Origin of the sequence: Noviluteimonas caseinilytica, assembly GCF_018406605.1 — a bacterium.
Classification (GTDB): domain Bacteria; phylum Pseudomonadota; class Gammaproteobacteria; order Xanthomonadales; family Xanthomonadaceae; genus Noviluteimonas; species Noviluteimonas caseinilytica.
On sequence record NZ_AP024545.1, the window covers coordinates 1,932,304 to 1,953,363 of the forward strand.

Sequence of the window (21,060 nt, forward strand, 5' to 3'; positions counted from 1 at the left end):
GAAGCGACGGACCACACGAATGCCGTCAGTCGAGCTCCCGATGGTGCACTGCAACCTCGGCCCATCCCTTTTCGCGGCAATGGCGCGCGAGCCGCTCGGCCAGGTACACCGAACGGTGCCGGCCCCCGGTGCACCCGAAGGCCACGGTGACGTAGCTGCGCGTGTCCGACTGCAGGCGGGGCAGCCAGGTGTCGAGGAAGCCTTCGATCTCCCCGGCGTACTGCACGACGTCCGGCTGGGCTTCGAGGTATTCGCACACGTCCTGGTCGCGCCCGGACAGCGGACGCAGGCGCGCATCCCAGTGCGGGTTTGGCAGGCAGCGCGCGTCGAACACGAAGTCCGCGTCCGGCGGCACGCCGCGGCGGTAGGCGAAGGATTCGAACAGCAGCGACAGGCTGCTCGCGTCGCTCAGGCCGAATTCGGTGATCACCACGCGGCGCAGCTTGTGCACGTTGAGGTGGCTGGTATCGAGCACGACGTCCGCGATCTGCCGCAGCGGCTTAAGCGCCTGGCGTTCCAGCCCGATCGCATCGGCGAGCGCGAGGCCGAGGTGGCTCAGCGGATGGCGGCGGCGCGTGTCGGCGTAACGGCGCAGCAGCACGTCGTCGGCGGCATCGAAGAACAGGAGTTTCGGATCCAGGCCCAGGCCGCCGACTTCCGACAGCACGTCCGGGATCACGCCCAGGTCGCCGCCGCTGCGCACGTCCAGGCCGACCGCGAGTTTTTCCGGGCGATCCTCGCCGCGCATCACGCGCTTGACGAATTCGGGCAGCAAATCGGCGGGCAGGTTGTCGACGCAGTAGAAGCCGAGGTCTTCCAGCGTGTTGAGCGCGACGGACTTGCCCGAACCGGACATGCCGCTGACGATCATCAGGCTCGGCGCCGGGTGGGCGGGCGGGGCGGGCGGAACGTTGCTCACGAGGTCAGCTCGAGCGTTCGAGGAAATGGGAATGGCGCGCCATGAAGGCGGCCGCGGGATCCACGCCTTTCGCGCGCAGGATGTGCGCGCGGGCGGCGGCTTCGGTCAGCACGGCCAGGTTGCGGCCGGGCATGACGGGCAGGGTGATCTGCGGCACGTCCAGGTCCAGCACGCGGCGCACGCTGAGGTCGCCGAGGATGCGTTCCATGCCGCTGGGCTGCGGTTCGAGGTGCGGCTTGGTCAGGTGCACGATCAGGCGCAGGTACTTGTTCTTCTTCACCGCGGTGTCGCCGAACATCTGGCGCACGTTGAGCACGCCCAGGCCGCGTACTTCCAGCAGATCCTGCAGCAGGTCGGGGCACGTGCCGTCGAGCACGTCCGGTGCGATCTGGGTGAATTCCGGTGCGTCGTCGGCGACGAGGCGATGGCCGCGCGTGACCAGTTCCAGCGCGAGCTCGCTCTTGCCCGATCCGGATTCGCCGGTGATCAGCACGCCGATGGAATAGATCTCCATGAAGACGCCATGCAGCGTGACGCGCGGCGCGAGCGTGCGCGCGAGCTGGTACTGCATGTGGTTGAGCAGTTCGTGCCCGCGGCGCGGCGACACCCACAACGGCGTTTCGGTTTCCTCGGCCGCGGTGCGCAGGTCTTCGGGGACGCGCTGTTCCTTGCTGATCGCGATCGCGAGCGGACGCGCATCGATGATCTTCTCGATCACTTCCCAGCGCGCGCGCGAATCCAGGCCGTCGAGCCACGCGAGCTCTTCGCTGCCGAGGATCTGCACCTTGTTGGGATAGATGATGTTGAGGTAACCCGCGAGCGACGGGCGCCGCGCGACGGTATCCACCGCCTCGAGCACGCGCGAGGCGCCCGCTTGCCCGGCCACCCAGCGCAACGCCAGGTGCCCGACGTGGCGATCGAACAATTCCTGCGCGGTGATTCGCTGCGGCATCAGGCCCCGCCGATGGCGACGGCGGCGCGCGCCGGGGCGAACAGCACGGCCCGCAGCGCCTCGATGTCCGGGGCGTTGCGCAAGGCGGCGCGGAACCCCGGATCGGCGAAGCGTTCGGCCAGTTCCGACAGCAATTCGAGGTGCTGTTGCGTGAAATGCTCCGGCACCGCCATCGCATACACGAGATCGACCGGTTCGCCGTCGGCCGCGCCGAAGTCCACCGGGTGCGCGAGGCGCAGGAACGCCCCGCGCGCGGTTTCGAAGGCGTTGGTGCGGCCGTGCGGGATCGCGATGCCGCAGCCGATGCCGGTGCTGCCGAGGCGTTCGCGCGCGCGCAGGCTGGTGCCGATGGCCTGGGTGATCACGGGCGAGCCATCGGCGAGCAGGCGCGCGGCAGCGTCGAGCACGCTGTCGCGGTCGACCGGTTCGACCAGCAGGACGATGCGGTCGGCGGCGAGCAGCGCGTGGAGCGGCATGCGGAGGGCGTCAGCCGAGGTCGCCGCGGACGGTCTCGCCGCGGTGGTGGTCGACGAGCTTTTCCTTGTGCTTCATCAGCAGGCGATCGAGCTTGTCGGCGAGCAGGTCGATCGCGGCGTACATGTTTTCGGCGGAGGCATCGGCGTGCAGCGTCTTGCCGGAGATGTTCACGTTGGCTTCGGCGCAGTGCTGCTGCTTTTCACAACTGAGTTGGGTGCGGACATCGAAGGGCTGGTCGAAGTGGCGCGCCAGCCGTTGCAGCTTGGACTCGACGTAGTCGCGCAACGCCGGGGTGACTTCGAGCTGCTGGCCATAGGTATCGATGCGCATCGCGGGCCTCCTTCACTCACGTTCGGAGGGACAGGATACGCCGCGGCGGCGTGAGGGGAAGGGCCACGGCCGGGCAATCTCAGCCGATGCGCAGGCGGTCCTGCGAGGACGGGATGCTCATGGCCTCGCGGTACTTGGCCACGGTGCGGCGGGCCACCGGGACGCCCGAGGCCTTGAGGTTCTCGGCCAGGCGCGCGTCGGAGAGCGGCTTGCGCGGGTCTTCGCCTTCGATCAGGCGCCGGATCATCGCCTGGATGGCGGTGCTGGAGGCTTCGCCGCCGCCGCCGGTGTCGATGCCGGACGCGAAGAACGCGCGCAACGGCATCGTGCCGCGCGGTGTACGGACGTACTTGCGTGCGATGGCGCGGGAAATGGTGGATTCGTGCAGGCCCACTTCGCCGGCGACTTCGCGCAGGGTGAGCGGGCGCAAGGCCTGGTCGCCGAATTCCAGGAACGCCGATTGCTGGCGCAACAGGCAACGCATCACCTTGAGCAGCGTGTCGCCGCGCGCTTCCAGGCTCTTGAGCAGCCAGCGCGCTTCCTGCAGGCGGCCGCGCAGGTAGAGCGCGTCGTTTTCGTTCGCCGAGCGGATCATGCGTTCGTAGCCGCGATGGATCGAGATGCGCGGACGGCCGCCGGCGGCGAGCGCGACGCGCCACTGGCCCTGCTGGCGCCACACGACGCAGTCGGGCGTGACGTAGGTATCCGCGGACAACCCGCCCAGCTGCGCGCCGGGGCGCGGTTCGAGCGAACGCAGCAGGTGCACGGCGCATTCGATGTCTTCGGTGGGGCGCTGCAGTTCGTGCGCCAGGCCGGCGACGCCGATCTTCGGCAGGCGTTCGAGCGGACCGTCGGCCATGCGCCGCGCGAGTTCGCGTCCGGGCGTGTCGGCGTCCAGCAGGTCGAGTTGCAGTTGCAGGCATTCGTTGAGCGAACGCGCGCCCACGCCGGGCGGATCGAAACGCTGTACCTGGTGCAGCACGGTCAGCACTTCGTCCAGGCTCGGGTTCATGCCGGGCCGCAGGCCTTCGGCGATGGCTTCGATCGTTTCGCGCAGGTAACCGTCGTCGTCGATCGACTCGATGATCGACACGCCGATCGTGCGGTCGCGCTGCGAGAGGTGGCTGAGGTGCAGCTGCCACAGCAGGTGGTCCTGCAGCGTCTCGCCTTCGGCGACCTGTTCGGCGAGGGGTTCGTCGTCGCTGTCGGCCGGGCCGATGCGTTCGTACCAGGTTTCGTTTTCGTCGCCGTCCCACGCGGAGGCTTCCGGCGGCGGGCGGTCGTCGTCGTGGCTGCTGCGTTCGTCGCCGGTGCCGTCGTCGCGGACGCGGGCGTCGCCGTTGCCGTCGTGGGTTTCCAGCGGCGGGGATTCCTCCCAGTCCAGCAACGGGTTGCTCTCGACCGCGCTGGCGATCTCGACTTCGAGCTCCGCGGTCGACAGCTGCAACAGGCGGATGGCCTGCCGCAACTGCGGGGTCATCACCAGGTGCTGTCCCAGCGATGTCTGGAGGCGGGGCTTCATGGCGATATCAACGTGGCCGGATGGTTTCGACGGCCGGGACGCGCACCTACAGGCGGAATGCTTCACCCAGGTACACGCGGCGGACGTCGGGGTTCGCCAGCAGCGCGTCCGGAGCCCCCTGCGCGAGCACGCTGCCTTCGTTGAGGATATACGCACGGTCGCAGATGCCCAAGGTCTCGCGGACGTTGTGGTCCGTGATGAGCACCCCGATGCCCCGCGCCTTGAGGTGGCGGACGATCCGCTGGATTTCGCCGACCGAGATGGGATCCACGCCCGCGAAGGGTTCGTCGAGCAGCATCAGGCGCGGCTTGGCCGCCAGCGCGCGGGCGATTTCCACCCGGCGACGCTCGCCGCCGGAGAGGCTGGCGCCGAGCTGGCCGGCGACGTGCGAGATCTGCAGTTCGTCGAGCAGGCTTTCGAGTTCACGCTCGCGTGCGTCTTCCGACAGGTCGGGGCGCAGTTCGAGCACCAGCCGCAGGTTGTCGGCGACGGTGAGCTTGCGGAACACCGACGGTTCCTGCGGCAGGTAGCCGACGCCCAGGCGCGCGCGGGTGTACATCGGCTCGCCGGTGATGTCGCGGCCGTCGAGCACGATCTTGCCGGCGTCGGCGGGCACCAGGCCCACGATCATGTAGAAGCACGTGGTCTTGCCGGCGCCGTTGGGGCCGAGCAGGCCGACCACTTCGCCGGCATCGAGCGTGAGGCCAAAATCGCGGACGACCGCGCGATTCCGATACGACTTGCGCAGCCCTTCGGCCACCAGCATCAGCGCGTGCCCTGCTGGGTCTTGGGCGGGAACTTCACGTGCACGCGGCCGGGGCCTTCGCCGCCACTGCCCTGCACCTGGCCGGATTTCATGTTGTACGAGATGCGACCGGCGGTGATGTTGCCGCCGCCGCGCTGGTCGATCACCGCATTGCCGGTGAACACGACGGTGTCGGTGCTCATGTCGTAGTCGACGTTGGACGCGCGCCCGGTGACGGTGGAGCCGTCGTCGAGCTCCTGGCTCATCTGCGCGGGCGCACCCGTCAGGATGACGCGGCGGATGTCGCCGTTGGAGCGGTGTACGACGGCCTTGGCGGCCTGCACGAGCAGCGTGCCCTGGGTGAGGTGGACGTTGCCGGTGAACGAGCACGGGCCGTCGCCGGCCACCGTGCAATCGGTGCTGGTGGCTTCCACGTCGAGCGGCTGGTTGCGATCCGACGTGCGCGCAACGGCACCGGCGCACGCCAGCGCCGTGGACAGGCCGAGGGCGAGCAGGGCGGCGGGACGCAGGGATTCAGCGGGCTTGCGGCGCATAGTGGACCTTGACGTTCGACGTGAGCCGGACGCGCTTGCTGTCAAGCAACGCCTCCATGCCTTGGCCGCGCAGTATAGAACCCGGCTGCGTGACCGTGACCGTGGTGGGCGAGGTGGCGCGGTTGGCGTGCGGGAACACGTTCAGTTGCTCGGTCGCCATCTCGATGGGTTGCGCGCGCGTGCCGGCGGTCTTCGCCAGCACCGTGCCCGCCAGGCGCAGTTCGTCGCCGGCGGCGCTGACCCAGCCGGTTTGCGAGGTGACGATCCAGCCCGCTTCGCGCGTGGGCACCGCGCCCGCGGTGGCCGCGGCCGGGATGAGGAAGGTGGGCGTGGCCAGCGTCATCGTGCGGTCGCCGGGGCTGCGCGCCAGGCGCGGGGCTTGCAGCGTGAAGGACTCATGCCCGAGGTTGTCGAGCACGACCACTTCGAAATCCTGCAGCACGTAATCCGAACGCGAATCCACCGCGACCAGCGCGCTCTTCGGCGGGCGGTGCTGCCAGATCGACCAGCCGCTGATCGCGGCCGCCGCGGCCAGGCCCAGCGTCAGCCATCCGCGCGTGCTCACGCCTGTGTCTCGACGCGCACGCCGGTGACGTGGGCGATGTCGGACACCAGGTGTTCGGCGTGGCCCTGCGCGGCGAGGATGAGGTCGCACAGTTCGCGCGCCGCGCCTTCGCCGCCGCGCGACACGGTGCGCCAGTGCGCGCGTTCGCTCGTCCAGCGATGCGCCTGCGCCGGGGCGACCGACAGGCCCACCTGCTGCATCACGCGCAGGTCCGGCAGGTCATCCCCCATGAAGGCGATTTCGTCCATGCCGATGCCCATGCGTCCGGCGATCTTTTCCACGCAGTCGAGCTTGTCGTGCACGCCGGTGTAGGACTCGACGCCCAGTTCGTGCGCGCGGCGTTCGGCCGACGGGCTGAGGCGCGCGGTGACGAACGCGACCGCGATGCCGTGCCGCATCAGCAGCTTCATGCCCAGGCCGTCGAAGACGTGGAAGGTTTTCGATTCGCGGCCGTCGGCGTCGATGAGCAGGCGGCCGTCGGTGAGCGTGCCGTCCACGTCGAAGCACACCAGCTTGATGCGCGCGGCGCGTTCGCGGATATCGCCGGGGAAATCGTTGAGGTGGGAATACATGTCGGTTGCGTCCCTCACACCACGCGCGCGCGCAGCAGGTCGTGGATGTTGAGTGCGCCGACGACGCGGCGGTCCTGGTCGATGACGAGCAGGGCGTTGATCTTGTGCGCTTCCATCAGCTGCGCGGCTTCCACCGCGAGCGCATCGGCGTCGATGACCTTCGGGTTGCGCGTCATCACCTTCGCAATGGGCGTGGCGCGCACGTCGATGCTGGCGTCGTCGAGCGTGCGGCGCAGGTCGCCGTCGGTGTAGAGGCCGAGCAGCTTGTTGTCCGCGTCCACGATGGCGCTCATGCCCAGGCGCTTGCGGCTCATCTCGACCAGCGTCTCGCTGAGCGAGGCGCCTTCGCGCACGCGCGGGACTTCGTCGCCGGAATGCATGACGTCGCGGATGTGCAGCAGCAGGCGGCGGCCGAGCGCGCCGGCCGGGTGCGAACGCGCGAAGTCTTCCGCGGTGAAGCCGCGCGCTTCGAGCAGCGCGACGGCGAGCGCATCGCCGAGCGCGAGCGCGGCGGTGGTGCTGGACGTCGGCGCGAGCGCGAGCGGGCAGGCTTCGGCCGGCACGCTGGCATCCAGGTGGACTTCGGCTTCGCGCGCCAGCGACGAACCGGGGCGGCCCGTCATCGCGATCAGCGCATTGCCCTGGCGCTTGAGCACCGGCAGCAGCATCAGCAACTCATCGCTTTCGCCGGAATACGACAGGGCCAGCACGATGTCGGCGTCGGTGATCATCCCGAGGTCGCCGTGGCCGGCTTCGCCCGGATGCACGTAGAACGCGGGGGTGCCGGTGGACGCGAGGGTGGCGGCGATCTTGCGCGCCACGTGGCCCGACTTGCCCATGCCCGTGCACACCACGCGGCCGCGGCAGGCGAGCATCAACTGGCAGGCGGCGGTGAACGCCCCGTCCAGCCGCGCGGCGACCGCTTCCAGGCCCTGGGTTTCGATGGCGATGACGCGCCGCCCGCTGGCGGCGAAATCGAAGGCCGCCGAGGCGCTGGGTGGGAGGTGTTCCGGGTGCAGGGCCATGGGGACTGGCGCGGCCTTCCGCTAGACTGAGGGGCGCAGTTTACAGGACCACCCCGAATGAACGCCGACACCATCCGCCACTTGATCGAACAGGGCCTGCCGGGTGCGCAGGCGAGCGTGCAGGGCGAGGATGGGGTCCACTTCGAAGCCACCGTCGTGAGCGCTGCGTTTGCCGGCAAGTTGCCGCTCGCGCGCCATCGCATGGTGTACGCCACGCTGGGCGATCGCATGGGCGGCGAAATCCATGCGCTCGCCCTCAAGACGCTCACGCCGGACGAGGCGAACGCCTGACATGCAGAAGATCCTGATCGAGGGCGGCACGCCGCTCAATGGCGACGTGCAGATCTCCGGCGCGAAGAACGCCGTGCTGCCGATCCTGTGCGCGACGCTGCTCGCCGACGAACCCGTGCAGATCAGCAACGTGCCGCACCTGCACGACGTGGTCACCACCGCCAAGCTGCTCGCGGGCCTGGGCGCGGAGATCACGGTGGACCAGGGCACGATCGGCAAGGGCAGCGAAAGCGGGATGGTCGTGGATCCGCGCAGCGTCAATTCGCACATCGCGCCGTACGAACTGGTCAAGACGATGCGCGCGTCGGTGCTGGTGCTCGGCCCGTTGCTCGCCAAGTACGGCGCGGCGGAAGTGTCGTTGCCCGGCGGCTGCGCGATCGGTTCGCGCCCCGTCGATTTGCACATCAAGGGCCTGCAGGCGCTGGGCGCCGAGATCAGCGTCGACCACGGTTTCATCAAGGCGAAGGCCGGTCGCTTGAAGGGCGGCCGCGTCGTGTTCGACCTGGTGAGCGTGGGCGCCACCGAGAACGTGCTGATGGCGGCCTGCCTCGCGCAGGGCACCAGCGTGCTCGAGAACGCGGCGATGGAACCGGAGATCGTCGACCTCGCCGACTGCCTCAACGCGATGGGCGCGCGGATCGAAGGCGCGGGCAGCAACAAGATCACCGTGCACGGCGTGGAGCGCCTGCATGGCGCGAAGCACGCGGTGGTGGCCGATCGCATCGAGACCGGCACGTTCCTCGTCGCCGCCGCGATGACCGGCGGCCGCGTCACGGCGCGCCGCACGCGTCCGGAAACGCTGGATGCGGTGCTCGAGAAACTGCGCGAAGCCGGCGCCGAGATCGAAATCGAAGACGACCGCATCACCCTCGACATGCACGGCCGCCGCCCGCGCGCGGTGAACTTCAACACCGCGCCGCACCCGGCGTTCCCGACGGACATGCAGGCGCAATTCATGGCGCTCAACTGCATCGCCGACGGCGTGGGCGTGATCAACGAGACGATCTTCGAGAACCGCTTCATGCACGTGCAGGAACTGCTGCGCCTGGGCGCCGACATCCGCGTCGAAGGCCACACGGCGATCGTGCGCGGCGTGGCGCAGCTGAGCGGCGCACCGGTGATGGCGACGGACCTGCGCGCATCGGCGTCGCTGATCCTCGCGGGCCTGGTGGCGGACGGCGAGACGACCATCGACCGCATCTACCACCTGGATCGCGGCTACGAGAACATCGAAGAAAAACTGTCGGGGCTCGGCGCGCGGATCCGGCGCGTCGGCTGACGCGGGACCAGGGACCGGGGACCCGGGACCCGGGACCCGGGACCAGTAAAGAAAAAGCCGCGAATCGCTCGCGGCTTTTTTGCTTTTGGTCCCCGGTCCCGGGTCCCCGCTTAGTGCATCGCCTGCAACTTCAGGTCCATCTCGTCCTGCCCATCCTTGCGCTGCAGGATGCGCGCCGGCGCCGGCAGGCCATCGACCACCCACAGCACCGTCTGCTTGTTGCCGTCCGTGCGCGAGACCTTGGTGGCCTGGTGCGCCTTGCCGGCGAAGGTGATCTGTTCCTTGCCCGAGACCGTATACACGAGGTCCTTGGCGCGGCCTTCGTCGACCATGCGGTACTTCAGCGGCTTGCCTGCGGCGACGTCGCGCGCGATCGCCAGGTTGACCAGCATCGCGTCGAGGTCGCCGGCCTGCAGCTTCACCGGGCCGGCGCGATCGGGCTTCACGTCGCCGGTCCACGTCGCCACGCCGTGCGCCCAGTCGTACGTGGCCTGCTTGTTGACCTTCTTGATGATCACCGAGGCGTTGTCGGTGCCCGACAGCGGGCGCCACTGGCCGCCCTGTTCGTCGAAGGTGGTCGACTGGCTGAGCGAGGCCAGGCTGCTCTTGATGCTGAGCGTGTACTTCCACTGCGCGCCGGCCTGCGCGAGCGACATGCGCGCCGAGGCTTCCATGCCCATGTAGTTGGCCACGTAGTCGGCGTTGAACGGCTTGAGCGTGGCGTCGGCGGCCATGGCGGGCGCGAGCGTCGCGGAGGCGGCGAGCACGACCACGGCGAGCGGGCGCAGGGCACGGGAGAGGATCGAATGCATCAGGATTCCTTGTAGTCGACCAGGCGCAGGTCGATCGCGCCGTCGTCGTCTTGTTGCAGGATGCGGATCGGCGAAGGCACGCCTTCGACGACCCACAGCGTGGTGGCTTCGCCGCCGGCGCGCACGCGATCCACGCGCATGGCGTTGTACGACAACTCGTCGACGGCCTGCGATTCGCGTTGCGCCGCGACCACGTACTGCTGGTCGCGCGCGCGGCCTTCGTCGACGAAACGGTAATGCAGCGTGGTGCCGGGGACGGCATCGCGCAGCACGGCCAGGTTGATCAGCAGGCCGCTCATGTCGCCCGGTTGCAGGGCCACCGCGGTGCGGCGCGTCTTCTTGAGGTCGCCGGTCCAATGCGCGGCCTGCGCGGACCAGTCGTAGACGCCCGTGATCACCTTCTTGCTGAAGACCACCTTGCGCACGGAGCTCTGCGTGAGCGGCCGGTATTGCGTGCCGGCGACGTCGAACAGCGTGCTCTGCTGCAGGTTCACGCCGGCGATGCCGATCAGGCCATGCGTGGCGTCGATGCGCAGGTCGACGCGCCAGCGCGCGTTGTCCAGCGCGACGAGTTGCAGCGTGGCGTCGCCCAGCGGCTTGCCGTCGCGGAAGACCGCGTACGTGGCGAGGAAGGGGACCAACGCATGGCTTTCGACGACCGGCGCCGGTGCGGTCGTCGCCGGAGTCGCCGTCGTTGCCGGCGCCGCCACCTGGGCCACTGCGGGCGCAAGCGCGCACACGCCCGCCAGCAAGGCGGAGAGGACGAGGGGCAGGGGGCGGAAGCGGCGCTTCACGGGGGCGTCGGGCCAGGCGGGGCGGGGAATGCGGCGGACTCTACGCGGAGCGGACGCAACATGGGATGACCATCCATGAGGACCGTGCCATCGCATTCAGCGATGCGCCCGGCCACCGCGAGCGCGACCACGGCGAGCAGCAGCGGGTGTTCGACCGCGAGCACCCGCGCGGCGAGGGCGTCGGGGGTGTCGCCCGGCAACACCGGAACGGTCGCTTGCGCGATCACCGCGCCGGCATCCAGTTCCGGGCTCACGAAATGCACGCTCGCGCCGTGTTCGGCCACGCCGTCGGCGATCGCGCGCGCATGCGTCTTCAGGCCGCGATAGGCCGGCAGCAACGAAGGGTGGATGTTGAGCAGGCGGCCGCGGAACCGCGCGACGAAACCGGCATCGAGCAACCGCAGGTATCCCGCGCACACGACCCAATCGGGCGACGTGGCGGCGATGGCCTCGGCGAGTTCATCGTCGAAGTCGCTGCGGTGCGCATAGGCCTTCGCATCGCGGCTCCAGCGCTTGGATGCCTCGACGCGTTGCAATGCGGGTGCTTCGAGCTTGTCGGAAAACACGCCGACGATCTCCGCGTCGAGCATGCCCGCCGCGATCGCATCCAGCAGCGCCTGCAGGTTGCTGCCGCGCCCGGAGGCGAGGATCGCGAGGCGACGCATGGCCAACGCGATCAGCCGATGCGGACGCGTTCGCCGCCGCCCGACGCCACCACCGCGCCGATCGGGCGATGCGCGAGGCCGAGGCGATCCAGGTCCGCCGACACGGCGGCGACATCGTTCGGCGCGAGGACGAGCACGAAGCCCACGCCGCAATTGAACGTGCGCCACATCTCGTCGCTCGGCACCGCGCCTTCGCGCTGCAGCCAGTCGAACACCGGCGGCAACACGATCGTCGACGCATCGATGTCGAGGCCGAGGCCGTCGGGGATCACGCGGATGATGTTCTCGGTGAGGCCGCCGCCGGTGATGTGCGCCATGGCGTGCAGGTCGTGCTTGCCGAGCAGTTCGAGGATCGGCTTGACGTACAGCTGCGTCGGCGCCATGAGCGCATCGACGAGCTTCACGCCGCCGAGGTCGAGATCGGCCGGACGGCCCGCGCGATCGTAGATGCGACGCACGAGCGAATAGCCATTGGAATGCGGGCCCGACGACGCGATGCCCAGCAGCACGTCGCCCGCGCGCACTTTCGCGCCGTCGACGATCTGCGACTTCTCCACCGCCGCGACGCAGAACCCGGCAAGGTCGTATTCGCCCGGCGGGTACATGTCGGGCATCTCGGCGGTCTCGCCGCCGATCAGCGCGCAGCCGGAGAGTTCGCAACCGCGCGCGATGCCGCCGACGACGGCGACGGTGGTGTCGACATCGAGCTTGCCGGTGGCGAAGTAGTCGAGGAAGAACAGCGGTTCGGCGCCCTGCACCAGCACGTCGTTCACGCACATGGCGACGAGGTCGATGCCGATCGTGTCGTGGCGGTTGAGCTGCTGCGCCAGCTTGAGCTTGGTGCCCACGCCGTCGGTGCCGGAGACCAGCACCGGTTCGCGGTACTTGCCCGACAGGTCGAACAGCGCGCCGAACCCGCCCAGGCCGCCCATCACCTCGGGCCGGAAACTGCGCTTGACCAGCGGCTTGATGCGTTCGACGACGGCGTTGCCCGCGTCGATGTCGACGCCGGCGTCCCGGTAGGTGAGCGGAGTGGGGGTGGTCACGTCGGTCCGGGAGGGCGCTGCGGGGCCGAGATTTTAACAGTGCGGGCTCGGCGCGCGCCCCCCGATTGGACGCGCGAGGCGCCGCTGCGGCACCATGCCCCCGGTTTCGCAGCAGGGATGAACGATGCGTCTGGCAATCCGGATCGCGGGCGTGGTGGCACTTTGGCTGGCGTTCGGCGCCGCGTTCGCGCAGCGCGTGGAAGGCGACCGTGCCGGCGCGCATGGCATGTACGAGGCCGAGGTCAACGTCAACGGCCAGGGCGAAACCGAGCGCAATACCGCCTTCGCCCGCGCGATGTCGCAGGTGCTGGGCAAGCTGTCGGGCAACCGCAGCGCCGCTTCGATGCCGGGCGTGGGGCAGGAACTGCGCCGCGCCCGCGACTACGTGAAGAGCTACGACTACCGCCAGGACGAAGGCCGCTCGGCCACCGGCGCCCCCACCTACACGACCACGCTGATCGTGCGGTTCGACCAGGAGCAGGTGGACGGCATCGCCGCCACGCTGGGCCTGCCGATCTGGGCCGAACCGCGGCCCAAGCCCGTGCTGTGGCTGGCGATCAACGACGGCCGCGGCCCGCGCCTGGTCGCGCTGGCGCAGACCGGCGCCGCGCGCGCCGTGCTCGACCGCGCGCAGGAACGCGGCTATCGCCTCGGCCTGCCGTCCGGCAGCGCCGCCGAACAAGCGGCCGTCGGCGCCATCTGGCGCGGCGACACCGCGGCCATCGCCCGCCTGTCCTCGCGCTACAGCCCGCCGATGCAGCTGATCGGCAAGCTCTACCGCGCCGAAGGCGGGGGCTGGACCGCCGACTGGACGTTCGTCGACAGCGGCAAGGTGCTGTCCACCTGGACGTCCACGCAGCCCGACGCGCGCCGCGCGATGGCCTCCGGCGCCGACGGCGCGGCCGACGCGCTGTCGAAGAAATACGCCAAGCGCAGCAGCGCGGCCGGCACCGCGGGGCGCTACACCGTGCAGATCGACGGCGTGCGCGACAGCGAGGACTACCTGCGCCTGATGTCCTACCTGCAGTCGCTGGCCGTCGTGCGCGGCATGGCGCCGGTGCGCGCGAACGCCGAAGGCCTGACGTTGGAGCTCGACCTGATCACCGGCCTGCCGGGCCTGAAGCGCGCGCTGGGCAACGGCGAAGTGCTCACGGCCGACGAAGGCGACGCCCCGGTCCTGCACCTGCGCTGACATGGACCTGCACGCGGCCACCCTCGCGCGCCGCTGGCAGTGGGCGCTGATCGCCGCGATCGCGGGCGTGCTGGTCTTCCTGCTCGCCCCGATCCTCACGCCGTTCGTGATCGCCGCGATGCTCGGCTGGCTGGGCGATCCCACGGTGGATCGCCTCGAACGCCGCGGCTGGTCGCGCACCACCGCGGTCGTGATCGTGTTCTGCCTGATGACGATGCTGCTGCTCATCGCGCTGGTGTTGCTGGTGCCGATGATCGAACGCCAGCTCGTCACGCTGATGGAATCGCTGCCGACCTACCGCGACTGGTTCATCGGCACCGCGTTGCCGTGGGTCGAGCGCCGCACGGGGCTGGAACTCGCCTCGTGGCTGGATCCGGATCGCATCGTGCAACTGATCCGCGAACACTGGGAGCGCGCGGGCGGCATCGCCACGACGATGCTCGGGTACCTGTCGGCGTCCGGGTTCGCGCTGATCGCGTGGGTGGCGAACATCGTGCTGATCCCGGTGCTCACGTTCTACTTCCTGCGCGACTGGGATTTGCTGGTCGAACGCTTCGCCGCGCTCGTGCCGCGGGACCACATCGCCACGGTGACGCGCCTGGCGAAGGAATCGGACGTCGTGCTCGGTGCATTCCTGCGCGGGCAGTTCAGCGTGATGCTCGCGCTGGGCGTGCTGTATGCGCTGGGGTTGTGGGCCGTGGGCCTCAACGTCGGCCTGCTGATCGGCTTCATCGCGGGCATCGTGAGTTTCGTGCCGTACCTCGGGCCCGCCACCGGCGTGGTGATGGGCGTGATCGCCGCGATGGTGCAGTTCGGCGACTGGAAGCACGTGGCGCTGGTGCTCGGCGTGTTCGGCGTCGGCCAGGTCATCGAGAGCTACGTGCTCACGCCGCGCCTCGTCGGCAATCGCATCGGCCTGCATCCGGTCGCGGTGATCTTCGCGATCATGGCGGGCGGACAGTTGTTCGGTTTCCTGGGCGTGCTGCTCGCGCTGCCCGTCGCCGCGGTGGTCAACGTGCTGTTGCGCTACGCGCACGAGCGTTACACGCGCAGTCGCCTCTACGCCGGCGAAGCGCCGCCCGGCATCGAACTGGATGCGTACGTCGACGCGGGCATCGAACGCCCGACGCCGGACGACGACCACGCCTGACGCAGATGTCGCCCGCCCCGCAGTTGCCGCTGGCGTTGCGCTATCCGCCGGACCAGCGGCTGGAAGCGTTCGTTGCCGCGCCCGACGGCGCGTTGGCGCAGGTGCGTGCGCTCGCGGAAGTCGCGCAGTCGGATTGGTTGTACCTCGCCGGGCCTGCTGGGGTCGGCAAAACGCATCTTGCGTTGGCGGCGTGCGCGGCGGCGGAAGCCGTGGGGCGCAGCGCCGCGTACGTGCCGGTGCGGGCCGCGGCGGGGCGGATGCGGGATGCGCTGGAAGCGTTCGATACGCATGCGCTGGTGGCGCTGGACGGCCTGGATGCGATCGCCGGCGAGCGCGAAGACGAAGTGGCGTTGTTCGACTTCCACAATCGCGCGCGCAGTGCGGGCATCGCCGTGCTCTACACCGCGACGGTGTCGCCGGATGCGTTGACGCTGGCGTTGCCGGATCTGCGTTCGCGCCTGCAGCAATGCACGCGGATCGTGCTGGCGCCGCTGGATGACGCGGGGCGGCGCGATGTGTTGCGCGACCGTGCGCAGCGCCGCGGCTTGATGCTGGATGACGCGGCGATCGATTGGCTGTTGCGGCGGCAGGGGCGCGATCTTGCGACGCTGACCGGGTTGCTGGATGTGCTCGACCGCGCGTCGCTGGCGGCGCAGCGGCGGATTACGGTGCCGTTCTTGAAGGAGACGTTGGGCGCGCGTTGAGCGACGCATCGAGTTCGGCCAGCCGCTGCGGCGTCCCGACATCCGTCCACGCGCCGCGGTGATGCGTACCGTCGATGGCGTTGCGGCCCATCGCGTGACGTAACAGCGGCGCAAGCTTGAACCGCGGCGGTGTCTCATCGACACCCGGCACGTTGCCGACGATCCCGCGCCAGCCATCGAACAACGACGGCCGATAAACGCCGATCCCCGCGAAGGTCAGGCGCGCTTCGCCGTCCGACGCCACCGTGCCGTCGGCGCGCAACGCGAAATCGCCGTTCGGATGCTGCGGCGGATTGTCGACGAGCACGAGATGCGCTTCGCCACGCGGCTCGCTCGGCAACCGCGCGAAATCGAAATCCGTCCACACGTCGCCATTCACGGCAAGGAACGGCGCATCGCCCAGCAACGTCAACGCATTGAAGAGGCCGCCGCCCGTTTCCAGCGGCGTCGCGCCTTCGTACGAGTAATGCAGCCGCACTCCCCATCGCGATCCATCGCCCAGCACATCCGGGAACCGCGCCGCCAACCAGCTCGTGTTGACGACGACATCGACGATGCCCATCGCCGCCAGTTTCTCCAGGTGCCACGCGATCAACGGCTTCCCGCCCGCTTCCAGCAGCGGCTTCGGCGTCGTGTTCGTCAGCGGCCGCATGCGTTCGCCGAGGCCGGCGGCGAGGACCAGTGCCTTCATCGCGTGGCGTCTTCCGCGGTGCCTTCGGTCCAGTGGCCGTATTCCTTGATCGCGGGCTTCACGCGCGTGGCGATCAGTTCGGCGAGCGGGGCGAGTTCCGGGTACTTCGGCAACACGTCGTCCAGGTAGGCGAAGAAGCGCGGCACGTCCTGCAAATACTTCGGCTTCGCATCGCGATGGTGCAGGCGCGCGAAGATGCCGATGACTTTCAGATGGCGATGCACGCCGATCAGGTCGGCGTCGCGGCGGAAGCGTTCCAGCGACGGCACCGGCAATCCGGCCTCCGCCGCACGTGCGTGGTAACGATCCAGCCAGCCGTGGATGCGCTCGACCGGCCAGCTCAGGAACGCATCCTTGAACAGGCACGTCGGGTCGTACGCGATCGGGCCCCGCACCGCGTCCTGGAAATCCAGCACGGCCGGCCCATCGGACGCGGGCATCAAATTGCGGGGCATGAAGTCGCGATGCACCAGCACCTGCGGTTGCGCGAGCGCGGCGTCGATCAGCACGCGATGCACGCGCTCGAGGCGTTGCAGGTCGCTGTCGTCGAGCACGAGCGCGAGATGTCGCCCGAGGTACCACTCGTCGAACAGGCGCAGTTCGCGCAGCAGCAGGGGCTCGTCGTACGCCGGGAAGTCGTCCGGCACCGGCGCGGCCTGCAGGCGCAGCAGCTGCGTGATCGCATCGTCGAACAACGCGTCGGCGTTGTCGGCGTGGATGACATGCAGGTAGGTGTCGGCGCCGAGGTCTTCGAGCAGCAGGAAGCCCGTCGCCGCGTCTTCGGCCAGCACCTGCGGCACGCGCACGCCGGCCGCTTCGAGCATCGCGCGGATGCGCAGCCACGGGCGCACGTCTTCCTTGTCGGGCGGCGAGTCCATCACGATGCGGCTCGGCTCGGGGCCCAGCGTGCGCCAGTAGCTGCGGAAGCCTGCATCCATGGAGGCGCGCGCCAGGCCCAGGTCGGCGTGGCCGGTGGCGGTGCGGGCCCAGGCGAGGCGCTGGTCGTCGCGCGAAGGCGCGGAAGCGGGGTCGGCGGTCATGCGCGAAGGGTAAACCGGCGGGCCTTCACGGCGCGAGAAGCCTGCGTGCCGGTACGGTCCGGAACTCTTGCGTACATTCCCCTTGTCGCCCGCATCGGTCCCCCCGCCGTGAATGAAATGCTGTCCTACGACTTCATCGTCTACGTGGTGATCGGCTTCGCCGCGCAGCTGGTGGATGGCGCGCTCGGCATGGCCTACGGCGTGACGGCCTCCAGCCTGCTGCTGGGCGTGGGCGTGCCGCCGGCGCTGAGCAGCGCCACGGTGCACGCGGCCGAATGCTTCACCACCGGCACCTCCGCGATCTCGCACCACGCCTTCGGCAACATCGACAAGCACCTGTTCCGCCGCCTGCTGCTACCCGGCATGCTGGGTGCGGCCGTGGGCGCATATGTCCTGGTGCACCTGCCGGGCGATGCGATCAAGCCCTGGATCGCGGGATACCTGCTGGTGATGGGCCTGGTGATCATCGCGAAGGGCTTCCGCGAACTCACGTCCAAGCGCGTCACCTCGCACCTGATTCCATTGGGATTCTTCGGCGCGCTGGTCGATGCGATCGGCGGCGGCGGATGGGGGCCGGTGGTCACGTCCAACCTGCTCGCGCGCGGCAACGAGGCCCGTTTCACCATCGGTACCGTCAATGCGGTGGAGTTCTTCGTCACCGTGACGGCGTCGCTGGTGTTCCTGATGACGCTGGGCATCTCGCACTGGCAGATCGTGGTGGGCCTGGCCCTGGGCGGCGTGGCGGCGGCCCCGATCGGCGGGTGGCTGGTCAAGCGCCTGCATGCGCGCTGGCTGCTGGTGGTGGTGGGCCTGCTGGTCGTCGGCCTGAGCACGCGGACGCTCTACCTGCATTTCGCCGCGTGAGCGTCGCACCTTCGGCCGGGGCTCCGTAAGATCGCGGTTCCACGCATGGCGCAGAACCGCATGACCCCGAGCCACCTCGACCGCCTCGAATCCGAGAGCCTGCACATCCTGCGCGAGGTGGCGGCGAGCTTCCGCAATCCGGTCCTGCTGTATTCGATCGGCAAGGACAGCTCGGTGTTGCTGCACTTGCTGATGAAGGCGTTCGCGCCGGGGCGGCCGCCCATTCCGCTGCTACACGTGGATACCGGCTGGAAATTCCGCGAGATGATCGAGTTCCGCGATCGTCGCGCGGCCGAGACGGGCGTGGACCTGCGCGTGCACACCAATCCCGACGGCGTCGCGCGCGGGATCGGGCCGATCACGCACGGCGCCACCGTGCACACCGACGTGATGAAGACGCAGGCACTGAAGCAGGCGCTCGATCAGTACGGGTTCGATGCGGCCATCGGCGGCGCGCGCCGCGACGAGGAGAAGTCGCGCGCGAAGGAACGCGTGTTCTCCTTCCGCAACGCGCAGCACCGCTGGGACCCGAAGCATCAGCGCCCCGAACTGTGGGACCTCTACAACACGCGCATCGCCGCGGGCGAGAGCGTGCGCGTGTTTCCGCTGTCGAACTGGACCGAGCTCGACGTGTGGCTCTACATCTATCGGGAAAACATCCCGGTGCCCTCGCTGTACTTCGCGAAGGAGCGCCCGGTGGTGGAACGAGACGGCGCGTTGCTGATGGTCGACGACGAACGACTGCCGCTGCGTGCAGGCGAGGTGCCGGCGATGCGCCGCGTGCGCTTCCGCACGCTGGGCTGTTATCCGCTCACCGGCGCGATCGAATCCGACGCCGACACGCTCGACAAGATCATCGCGGAGATGCTGGTGGCGACCACGTCGGAGCGGCAGGGCCGCGTGATCGACCACGACCCCAGTGCGTCGATGGAGAAGAAGAAGCAGGAGGGGTACTTCTGATGACGCGCGTCTACGACGATACCGACATCGCCGCGGCGCTGCGCCGCCACGAGCACAAGGACCTGCTGCGCTTCATCACCTGCGGCAGCGTGGACGACGGCAAGAGCACGCTGATCGGGCGGCTGCTGCACGACAGCAAGCGCCTGTTCGAAGACCAGCTGGCCGCGCTCGCCGCCGACAGCCGCCGCCACGGCACGCAGGGCGAGAACATCGATTACGCGTTGCTGCTCGACGGCCTGGCCGCGGAGCGGGAGCAGGGCATCACCATCGACGTGGCGTATCGCTTCTTCGATACGGAACGGCGCAAGTTCATCGTCGCCGATTGCCCGGGGCACGAGCAGTACACGCGCAACATGGCCACCGGTGCGTCGACGGCGGACCTCGCCGTGGTGCTGGTCGATGCGCGCAAGGGCTTGTTGCCGCAGACGCGTCGGCACACGTACATCGCCTCGCTGCTCGGGCTGCGGCACGTGGTGCTGGCGGTGAACAAGATGGATCTCGTCGGCTACGACTTCGCGGTGTTCGAAACGATCGCGAACGAGTACGCAGCGCTGGCATCGTCGCTCGGGATCCCGCACGTGCAGTGCATTCCGTTGTCGGCGCTGCAGGGCGACAACCTCATCGAACGCTCGCAGGCGATGCCGTGGTACGACGGCCCGGCGTTGCTGGAATACCTCGACACGGTGCAGGTCGACCGCGTCGAAGCCGAAGGCGGCTTCCGCCTGCCGGTGCAGTGGGTGCAGCGGCCGGATCGTCGCGACGCGGATCGTGATTTCCGGGGTTACGCCGGCACCCTGGTCGCTGGGCGCGTCGCGCCGGGCGGTGCGGTGGTGGTGTTGCCGGCGGGGCGGCGATCGCGCGTGGCGCGCGTGCTCGGGCCGGAAGGCGCGCGCGAATCGGCCGTCGCGGGGCAGGCAATCATGCTGGTGCTCGAGGACGAGATCGACGTGAGCCGCGGCGATGTGATCGCGGCCGGCGACGATGCACCCGAGGTGTCGGACCAGTTCGCCGCGCACGTGCTGTGGATGGGCGAAGGACAATTGCTGCCGGGGCGTCCGTACTGGCTGAAGCTGGGCACGCGCACCGTGGGCGCGACGGTGAGTGCGCTCAAGCACAAGGTCGACGTCGATACGCAGGCCTCGCTCGCGGCGACGCACCTGGACCTCAACGAAGTCGGTTACGTGAACCTCTCGCTCGACCAGGCGATCGCGTTCGAACCGTATGCGAAGAACCGTGCGCTCGGCGGCTTCATCCTCATCGATCGCATCGATAACACGACGGTCGCGGCCGGCACGCTCGACTTCGCGCTGCGCCGCGCAGGCAACCTGCACTGGCAGCACATCGACGTGGATCGCGCGACGCGCGCGCGCAGCCTCGGGCAGGCGCCGCGGTGCGTGTGGTTCACGGGCTTGTCGGGGTCCGGCAAGTCGACGATCGCCAACCTCGTCGATCGCCGGTTGCAGGCGATGGGGCTGCACGCGTTCGTCCTCGACGGCGACAACGTGCGCCACGGCCTCAACCGCGACCTGGGCTTCACCGACGAAGACCGCGTCGAAAACCTGCGCCGCGTGGGCGAGGTGGCCAGGCTGATGACGGACGCGGGGCTGATCGTGCTCGTCAGTTTCATCTCGCCGTTCCGCGCGGAGCGGCGCACGGCGCGTGCGTTGTTCGGCGAAGGCGAGTTCCTCGAAGTGTTCGTGGACACGCCGATGGCCGTGGCCGAAGCGCGCGACGTGAAAGGCCTCTACGCGAAGGCGCGGCGCGGCGACCTGCCGAACTTCACCGGCATCGATTCGCCCTACGAAGCGCCGGAGGCGGCGGAGCTGGTGCTGGATACGACCAGTGCGCCGGCCGAGGAACTGGCCGAACGCGTCGTTGCGATGCTGCTCGGTCGCGGATAAAAAAACGCCC

At 69.2% G+C, this 21,060-nt stretch carries 24 protein-coding genes; 8 read left to right on the forward strand and 16 right to left on the reverse strand.

Annotated elements, in window-relative coordinates; all coding sequences use genetic code 11:
- Window positions 1–25 precede the first annotated feature (25 nt).
- From rapZ to LYSCAS_RS09455, 10 genes are all read right to left on the reverse strand, one after another.
- Window positions 26–871 carry an RNase adapter RapZ gene (gene rapZ, locus LYSCAS_RS09410; protein WP_213437752.1) on the reverse strand — a complete coding sequence of 282 codons (846 nt, stop codon included), beginning with the start codon at window positions 869–871 and terminating at the stop codon, window positions 26–28.
- A 52-nt stretch (window positions 872–923) separates the two neighbouring features.
- Window positions 924–1,871, reverse strand: a complete 948-nt coding sequence (gene hprK, locus LYSCAS_RS09415) for an HPr(Ser) kinase/phosphatase (protein ID WP_213433773.1) — start codon at window positions 1,869–1,871, stop codon at window positions 924–926.
- Entirely contained in the window at window positions 1,871–2,347 is a 477-nt protein-coding gene (locus LYSCAS_RS09420; RefSeq protein ID WP_213433774.1) for a PTS sugar transporter subunit IIA, read from the reverse strand. The genes hprK and LYSCAS_RS09420 overlap by 1 nt, the downstream gene beginning before the upstream one ends.
- Window positions 2,348–2,357: 10 nt before the next feature.
- The gene (hpf, locus tag LYSCAS_RS09425) at window positions 2,358–2,678 is read right to left on the reverse strand and encodes a ribosome hibernation-promoting factor, HPF/YfiA family (RefSeq protein ID WP_213433776.1); all 321 of its coding nucleotides are present in this window, start codon (window positions 2,676–2,678) and stop codon (window positions 2,358–2,360) included.
- A gap of 79 nt (window positions 2,679–2,757) precedes the next feature.
- Window positions 2,758–4,200 carry an RNA polymerase factor sigma-54 gene (locus LYSCAS_RS09430; RefSeq protein ID WP_213433778.1) on the reverse strand — a complete coding sequence of 481 codons (1,443 nt, stop codon included), beginning with the start codon at window positions 4,198–4,200 and terminating at the stop codon, window positions 2,758–2,760.
- A gap of 46 nt (window positions 4,201–4,246) precedes the next feature.
- Window positions 4,247–4,966: an LPS export ABC transporter ATP-binding protein gene (lptB, locus tag LYSCAS_RS09435; RefSeq protein WP_213433780.1), complete on the reverse strand. Its 720-nt coding sequence runs from the start codon at window positions 4,964–4,966 to the stop codon at window positions 4,247–4,249.
- Entirely contained in the window at window positions 4,966–5,499 is a 534-nt protein-coding gene (lptA, locus tag LYSCAS_RS09440; protein WP_213433782.1) for a lipopolysaccharide transport periplasmic protein LptA, read from the reverse strand. Before lptA ends, lptB begins: the two co-directional genes overlap by 1 nt.
- The gene (gene lptC, locus LYSCAS_RS09445) at window positions 5,480–6,064 is read right to left on the reverse strand and encodes an LPS export ABC transporter periplasmic protein LptC (RefSeq protein ID WP_213433784.1); all 585 of its coding nucleotides are present in this window, start codon (window positions 6,062–6,064) and stop codon (window positions 5,480–5,482) included. The genes lptA and lptC overlap by 20 nt, the downstream gene beginning before the upstream one ends.
- On the reverse strand, window positions 6,061–6,636 hold the full coding sequence (locus LYSCAS_RS09450) for a KdsC family phosphatase (protein WP_213433786.1): 576 nt from the start codon (window positions 6,634–6,636) through the stop codon (window positions 6,061–6,063). Before LYSCAS_RS09450 ends, lptC begins: the two co-directional genes overlap by 4 nt.
- A 14-nt stretch (window positions 6,637–6,650) precedes the next feature.
- Window positions 6,651–7,655 carry a KpsF/GutQ family sugar-phosphate isomerase gene (locus LYSCAS_RS09455; RefSeq protein ID WP_407075183.1) on the reverse strand — a complete coding sequence of 335 codons (1,005 nt, stop codon included), beginning with the start codon at window positions 7,653–7,655 and terminating at the stop codon, window positions 6,651–6,653.
- A gap of 63 nt (window positions 7,656–7,718) precedes the next feature.
- Here LYSCAS_RS09455 and LYSCAS_RS09460 point away from each other — a divergent pair, with 63 nt between their 5' ends.
- Window positions 7,719–7,952, forward strand: a complete 234-nt coding sequence (locus LYSCAS_RS09460) for a BolA family protein (RefSeq protein WP_213433789.1) — start codon at window positions 7,719–7,721, stop codon at window positions 7,950–7,952.
- 1 nt (window position 7,953) lies between these two features.
- On the forward strand, window positions 7,954–9,231 hold the full coding sequence (gene murA / locus LYSCAS_RS09465) for a UDP-N-acetylglucosamine 1-carboxyvinyltransferase (protein ID WP_213433791.1): 1,278 nt from the start codon (window positions 7,954–7,956) through the stop codon (window positions 9,229–9,231).
- Between the two features lie 110 nt (window positions 9,232–9,341).
- Here the strand turns inward: murA and LYSCAS_RS09470 are convergent, their stop codons facing one another.
- Genes LYSCAS_RS09470 through purM form a run of 4 tightly spaced genes read right to left on the reverse strand, consistent with a single transcriptional unit; the run spans window position 9,342 to window position 12,548 of the window.
- Window positions 9,342–10,043, reverse strand: coding sequence for a DUF3108 domain-containing protein (locus LYSCAS_RS09470; protein WP_213433793.1), 702 nt, complete (start codon window positions 10,041–10,043; stop codon window positions 9,342–9,344).
- Window positions 10,043–10,837 carry a DUF3108 domain-containing protein gene (locus LYSCAS_RS09475; RefSeq protein WP_244858497.1) on the reverse strand — a complete coding sequence of 265 codons (795 nt, stop codon included), beginning with the start codon at window positions 10,835–10,837 and terminating at the stop codon, window positions 10,043–10,045. The genes LYSCAS_RS09470 and LYSCAS_RS09475 overlap by 1 nt, the downstream gene beginning before the upstream one ends.
- A complete protein-coding gene (gene purN / locus LYSCAS_RS09480; protein ID WP_213433794.1) occupies window positions 10,834–11,502 on the reverse strand; it encodes a phosphoribosylglycinamide formyltransferase in 669 nt (222 codons plus the stop codon). Before purN ends, LYSCAS_RS09475 begins: the two co-directional genes overlap by 4 nt.
- Before the next feature lie 11 nt (window positions 11,503–11,513).
- Window positions 11,514–12,548, reverse strand: coding sequence for a phosphoribosylformylglycinamidine cyclo-ligase (gene purM / locus LYSCAS_RS09485; RefSeq protein WP_213433796.1), 1,035 nt, complete (start codon window positions 12,546–12,548; stop codon window positions 11,514–11,516).
- 124 nt (window positions 12,549–12,672) lie between these two features.
- On the opposite strand from purM, the gene LYSCAS_RS09490 reads away from it, so the two are divergent.
- The 3 genes from LYSCAS_RS09490 to hda are packed head-to-tail and all read left to right on the forward strand — an operon-like array spanning window position 12,673 to window position 15,594.
- Window positions 12,673–13,740, forward strand: a complete 1,068-nt coding sequence (locus LYSCAS_RS09490; protein WP_213433798.1) for a DUF2066 domain-containing protein — start codon at window positions 12,673–12,675, stop codon at window positions 13,738–13,740.
- 1 nt (window position 13,741) lies between these two features.
- On the forward strand, window positions 13,742–14,890 hold the full coding sequence (locus LYSCAS_RS09495) for an AI-2E family transporter (protein ID WP_213433800.1): 1,149 nt from the start codon (window positions 13,742–13,744) through the stop codon (window positions 14,888–14,890).
- A 5-nt stretch (window positions 14,891–14,895) separates the two neighbouring features.
- Window positions 14,896–15,594 carry a DnaA regulatory inactivator Hda gene (gene hda, locus LYSCAS_RS09500; protein ID WP_213433802.1) on the forward strand — a complete coding sequence of 233 codons (699 nt, stop codon included), beginning with the start codon at window positions 14,896–14,898 and terminating at the stop codon, window positions 15,592–15,594.
- On the opposite strand, the gene murU is transcribed toward hda, so the two are convergent.
- Together murU and LYSCAS_RS09510 are read right to left on the reverse strand one after the other, a co-directional pair.
- Window positions 15,554–16,285, reverse strand: a complete 732-nt coding sequence (gene murU / locus LYSCAS_RS09505; protein ID WP_213433804.1) for an N-acetylmuramate alpha-1-phosphate uridylyltransferase MurU — start codon at window positions 16,283–16,285, stop codon at window positions 15,554–15,556. The two genes, hda and murU, sit on opposite strands and share 41 nt — an antisense overlap.
- Entirely contained in the window at window positions 16,282–17,325 is a 1,044-nt protein-coding gene (locus LYSCAS_RS09510; protein WP_213433806.1) for an aminoglycoside phosphotransferase family protein, read from the reverse strand. The genes murU and LYSCAS_RS09510 overlap by 4 nt, the downstream gene beginning before the upstream one ends.
- 117 nt (window positions 17,326–17,442) lie before the next feature.
- On the opposite strand from LYSCAS_RS09510, the gene LYSCAS_RS09515 reads away from it, so the two are divergent.
- Genes LYSCAS_RS09515 through cysN form a run of 3 tightly spaced genes read left to right on the forward strand, consistent with a single transcriptional unit; the run spans window position 17,443 to window position 21,050 of the window.
- On the forward strand, window positions 17,443–18,189 hold the full coding sequence (locus tag LYSCAS_RS09515; RefSeq protein WP_213433808.1) for a sulfite exporter TauE/SafE family protein: 747 nt from the start codon (window positions 17,443–17,445) through the stop codon (window positions 18,187–18,189).
- Between the two features lie 60 nt (window positions 18,190–18,249).
- Window positions 18,250–19,149: a sulfate adenylyltransferase subunit CysD gene (cysD, locus tag LYSCAS_RS09520; RefSeq protein ID WP_213433810.1), complete on the forward strand. Its 900-nt coding sequence runs from the start codon at window positions 18,250–18,252 to the stop codon at window positions 19,147–19,149.
- On the forward strand, window positions 19,149–21,050 hold the full coding sequence (cysN, locus tag LYSCAS_RS09525; RefSeq protein ID WP_213433812.1) for a sulfate adenylyltransferase subunit CysN: 1,902 nt from the start codon (window positions 19,149–19,151) through the stop codon (window positions 21,048–21,050). The genes cysD and cysN overlap by 1 nt, the downstream gene beginning before the upstream one ends.
- Window positions 21,051–21,060: the final 10 nt, after the last annotated feature.

Coding starts and splice junctions, on each gene's coding strand:
- hprK (WP_213433773.1), bottom strand. CDS start 1,871: ATGCCGCAGCGAATCACCGCGCAGGAATTGTTCGATCGCCACGTCGGG.
- LYSCAS_RS09430 (WP_213433778.1), bottom strand. CDS start 4,200: ATGAAGCCCCGCCTCCAGACATCGCTGGGACAGCACCTGGTGATGACC.
- lptB (WP_213433780.1), bottom strand. CDS start 4,966: ATGCTGGTGGCCGAAGGGCTGCGCAAGTCGTATCGGAATCGCGCGGTC.
- purN (WP_213433794.1), bottom strand. CDS start 11,502: ATGCGTCGCCTCGCGATCCTCGCCTCCGGGCGCGGCAGCAACCTGCAG.
- murA (WP_213433791.1), top strand. CDS start 7,954: ATGCAGAAGATCCTGATCGAGGGCGGCACGCCGCTCAATGGCGACGTG.
- hda (WP_213433802.1), top strand. CDS start 14,896: ATGTCGCCCGCCCCGCAGTTGCCGCTGGCGTTGCGCTATCCGCCGGAC.
- murU (WP_213433804.1), bottom strand. CDS start 16,285: ATGAAGGCACTGGTCCTCGCCGCCGGCCTCGGCGAACGCATGCGGCCG.
- cysN (WP_213433812.1), top strand. CDS start 19,149: ATGACGCGCGTCTACGACGATACCGACATCGCCGCGGCGCTGCGCCGC.
- LYSCAS_RS09460 (WP_213433789.1), top strand. CDS start 7,719: ATGAACGCCGACACCATCCGCCACTTGATCGAACAGGGCCTGCCGGGT.
- lptA (WP_213433782.1), bottom strand. CDS start 5,499: ATGCGCCGCAAGCCCGCTGAATCCCTGCGTCCCGCCGCCCTGCTCGCC.
- cysD (WP_213433810.1), top strand. CDS start 18,250: ATGACCCCGAGCCACCTCGACCGCCTCGAATCCGAGAGCCTGCACATC.
- LYSCAS_RS09495 (WP_213433800.1), top strand. CDS start 13,742: ATGGACCTGCACGCGGCCACCCTCGCGCGCCGCTGGCAGTGGGCGCTG.
- hpf (WP_213433776.1), bottom strand. CDS start 2,678: ATGCGCATCGATACCTATGGCCAGCAGCTCGAAGTCACCCCGGCGTTG.
- LYSCAS_RS09510 (WP_213433806.1), bottom strand. CDS start 17,325: ATGACCGCCGACCCCGCTTCCGCGCCTTCGCGCGACGACCAGCGCCTC.
- LYSCAS_RS09420 (WP_213433774.1), bottom strand. CDS start 2,347: ATGCCGCTCCACGCGCTGCTCGCCGCCGACCGCATCGTCCTGCTGGTC.
- LYSCAS_RS09470 (WP_213433793.1), bottom strand. CDS start 10,043: ATGCATTCGATCCTCTCCCGTGCCCTGCGCCCGCTCGCCGTGGTCGTG.
- LYSCAS_RS09490 (WP_213433798.1), top strand. CDS start 12,673: ATGCGTCTGGCAATCCGGATCGCGGGCGTGGTGGCACTTTGGCTGGCG.
- LYSCAS_RS09450 (WP_213433786.1), bottom strand. CDS start 6,636: ATGTATTCCCACCTCAACGATTTCCCCGGCGATATCCGCGAACGCGCC.
- rapZ (WP_213437752.1), bottom strand. CDS start 871: ATGATCGTCAGCGGCATGTCCGGTTCGGGCAAGTCCGTCGCGCTCAAC.
- LYSCAS_RS09515 (WP_213433808.1), top strand. CDS start 17,443: ATGCTGTCCTACGACTTCATCGTCTACGTGGTGATCGGCTTCGCCGCG.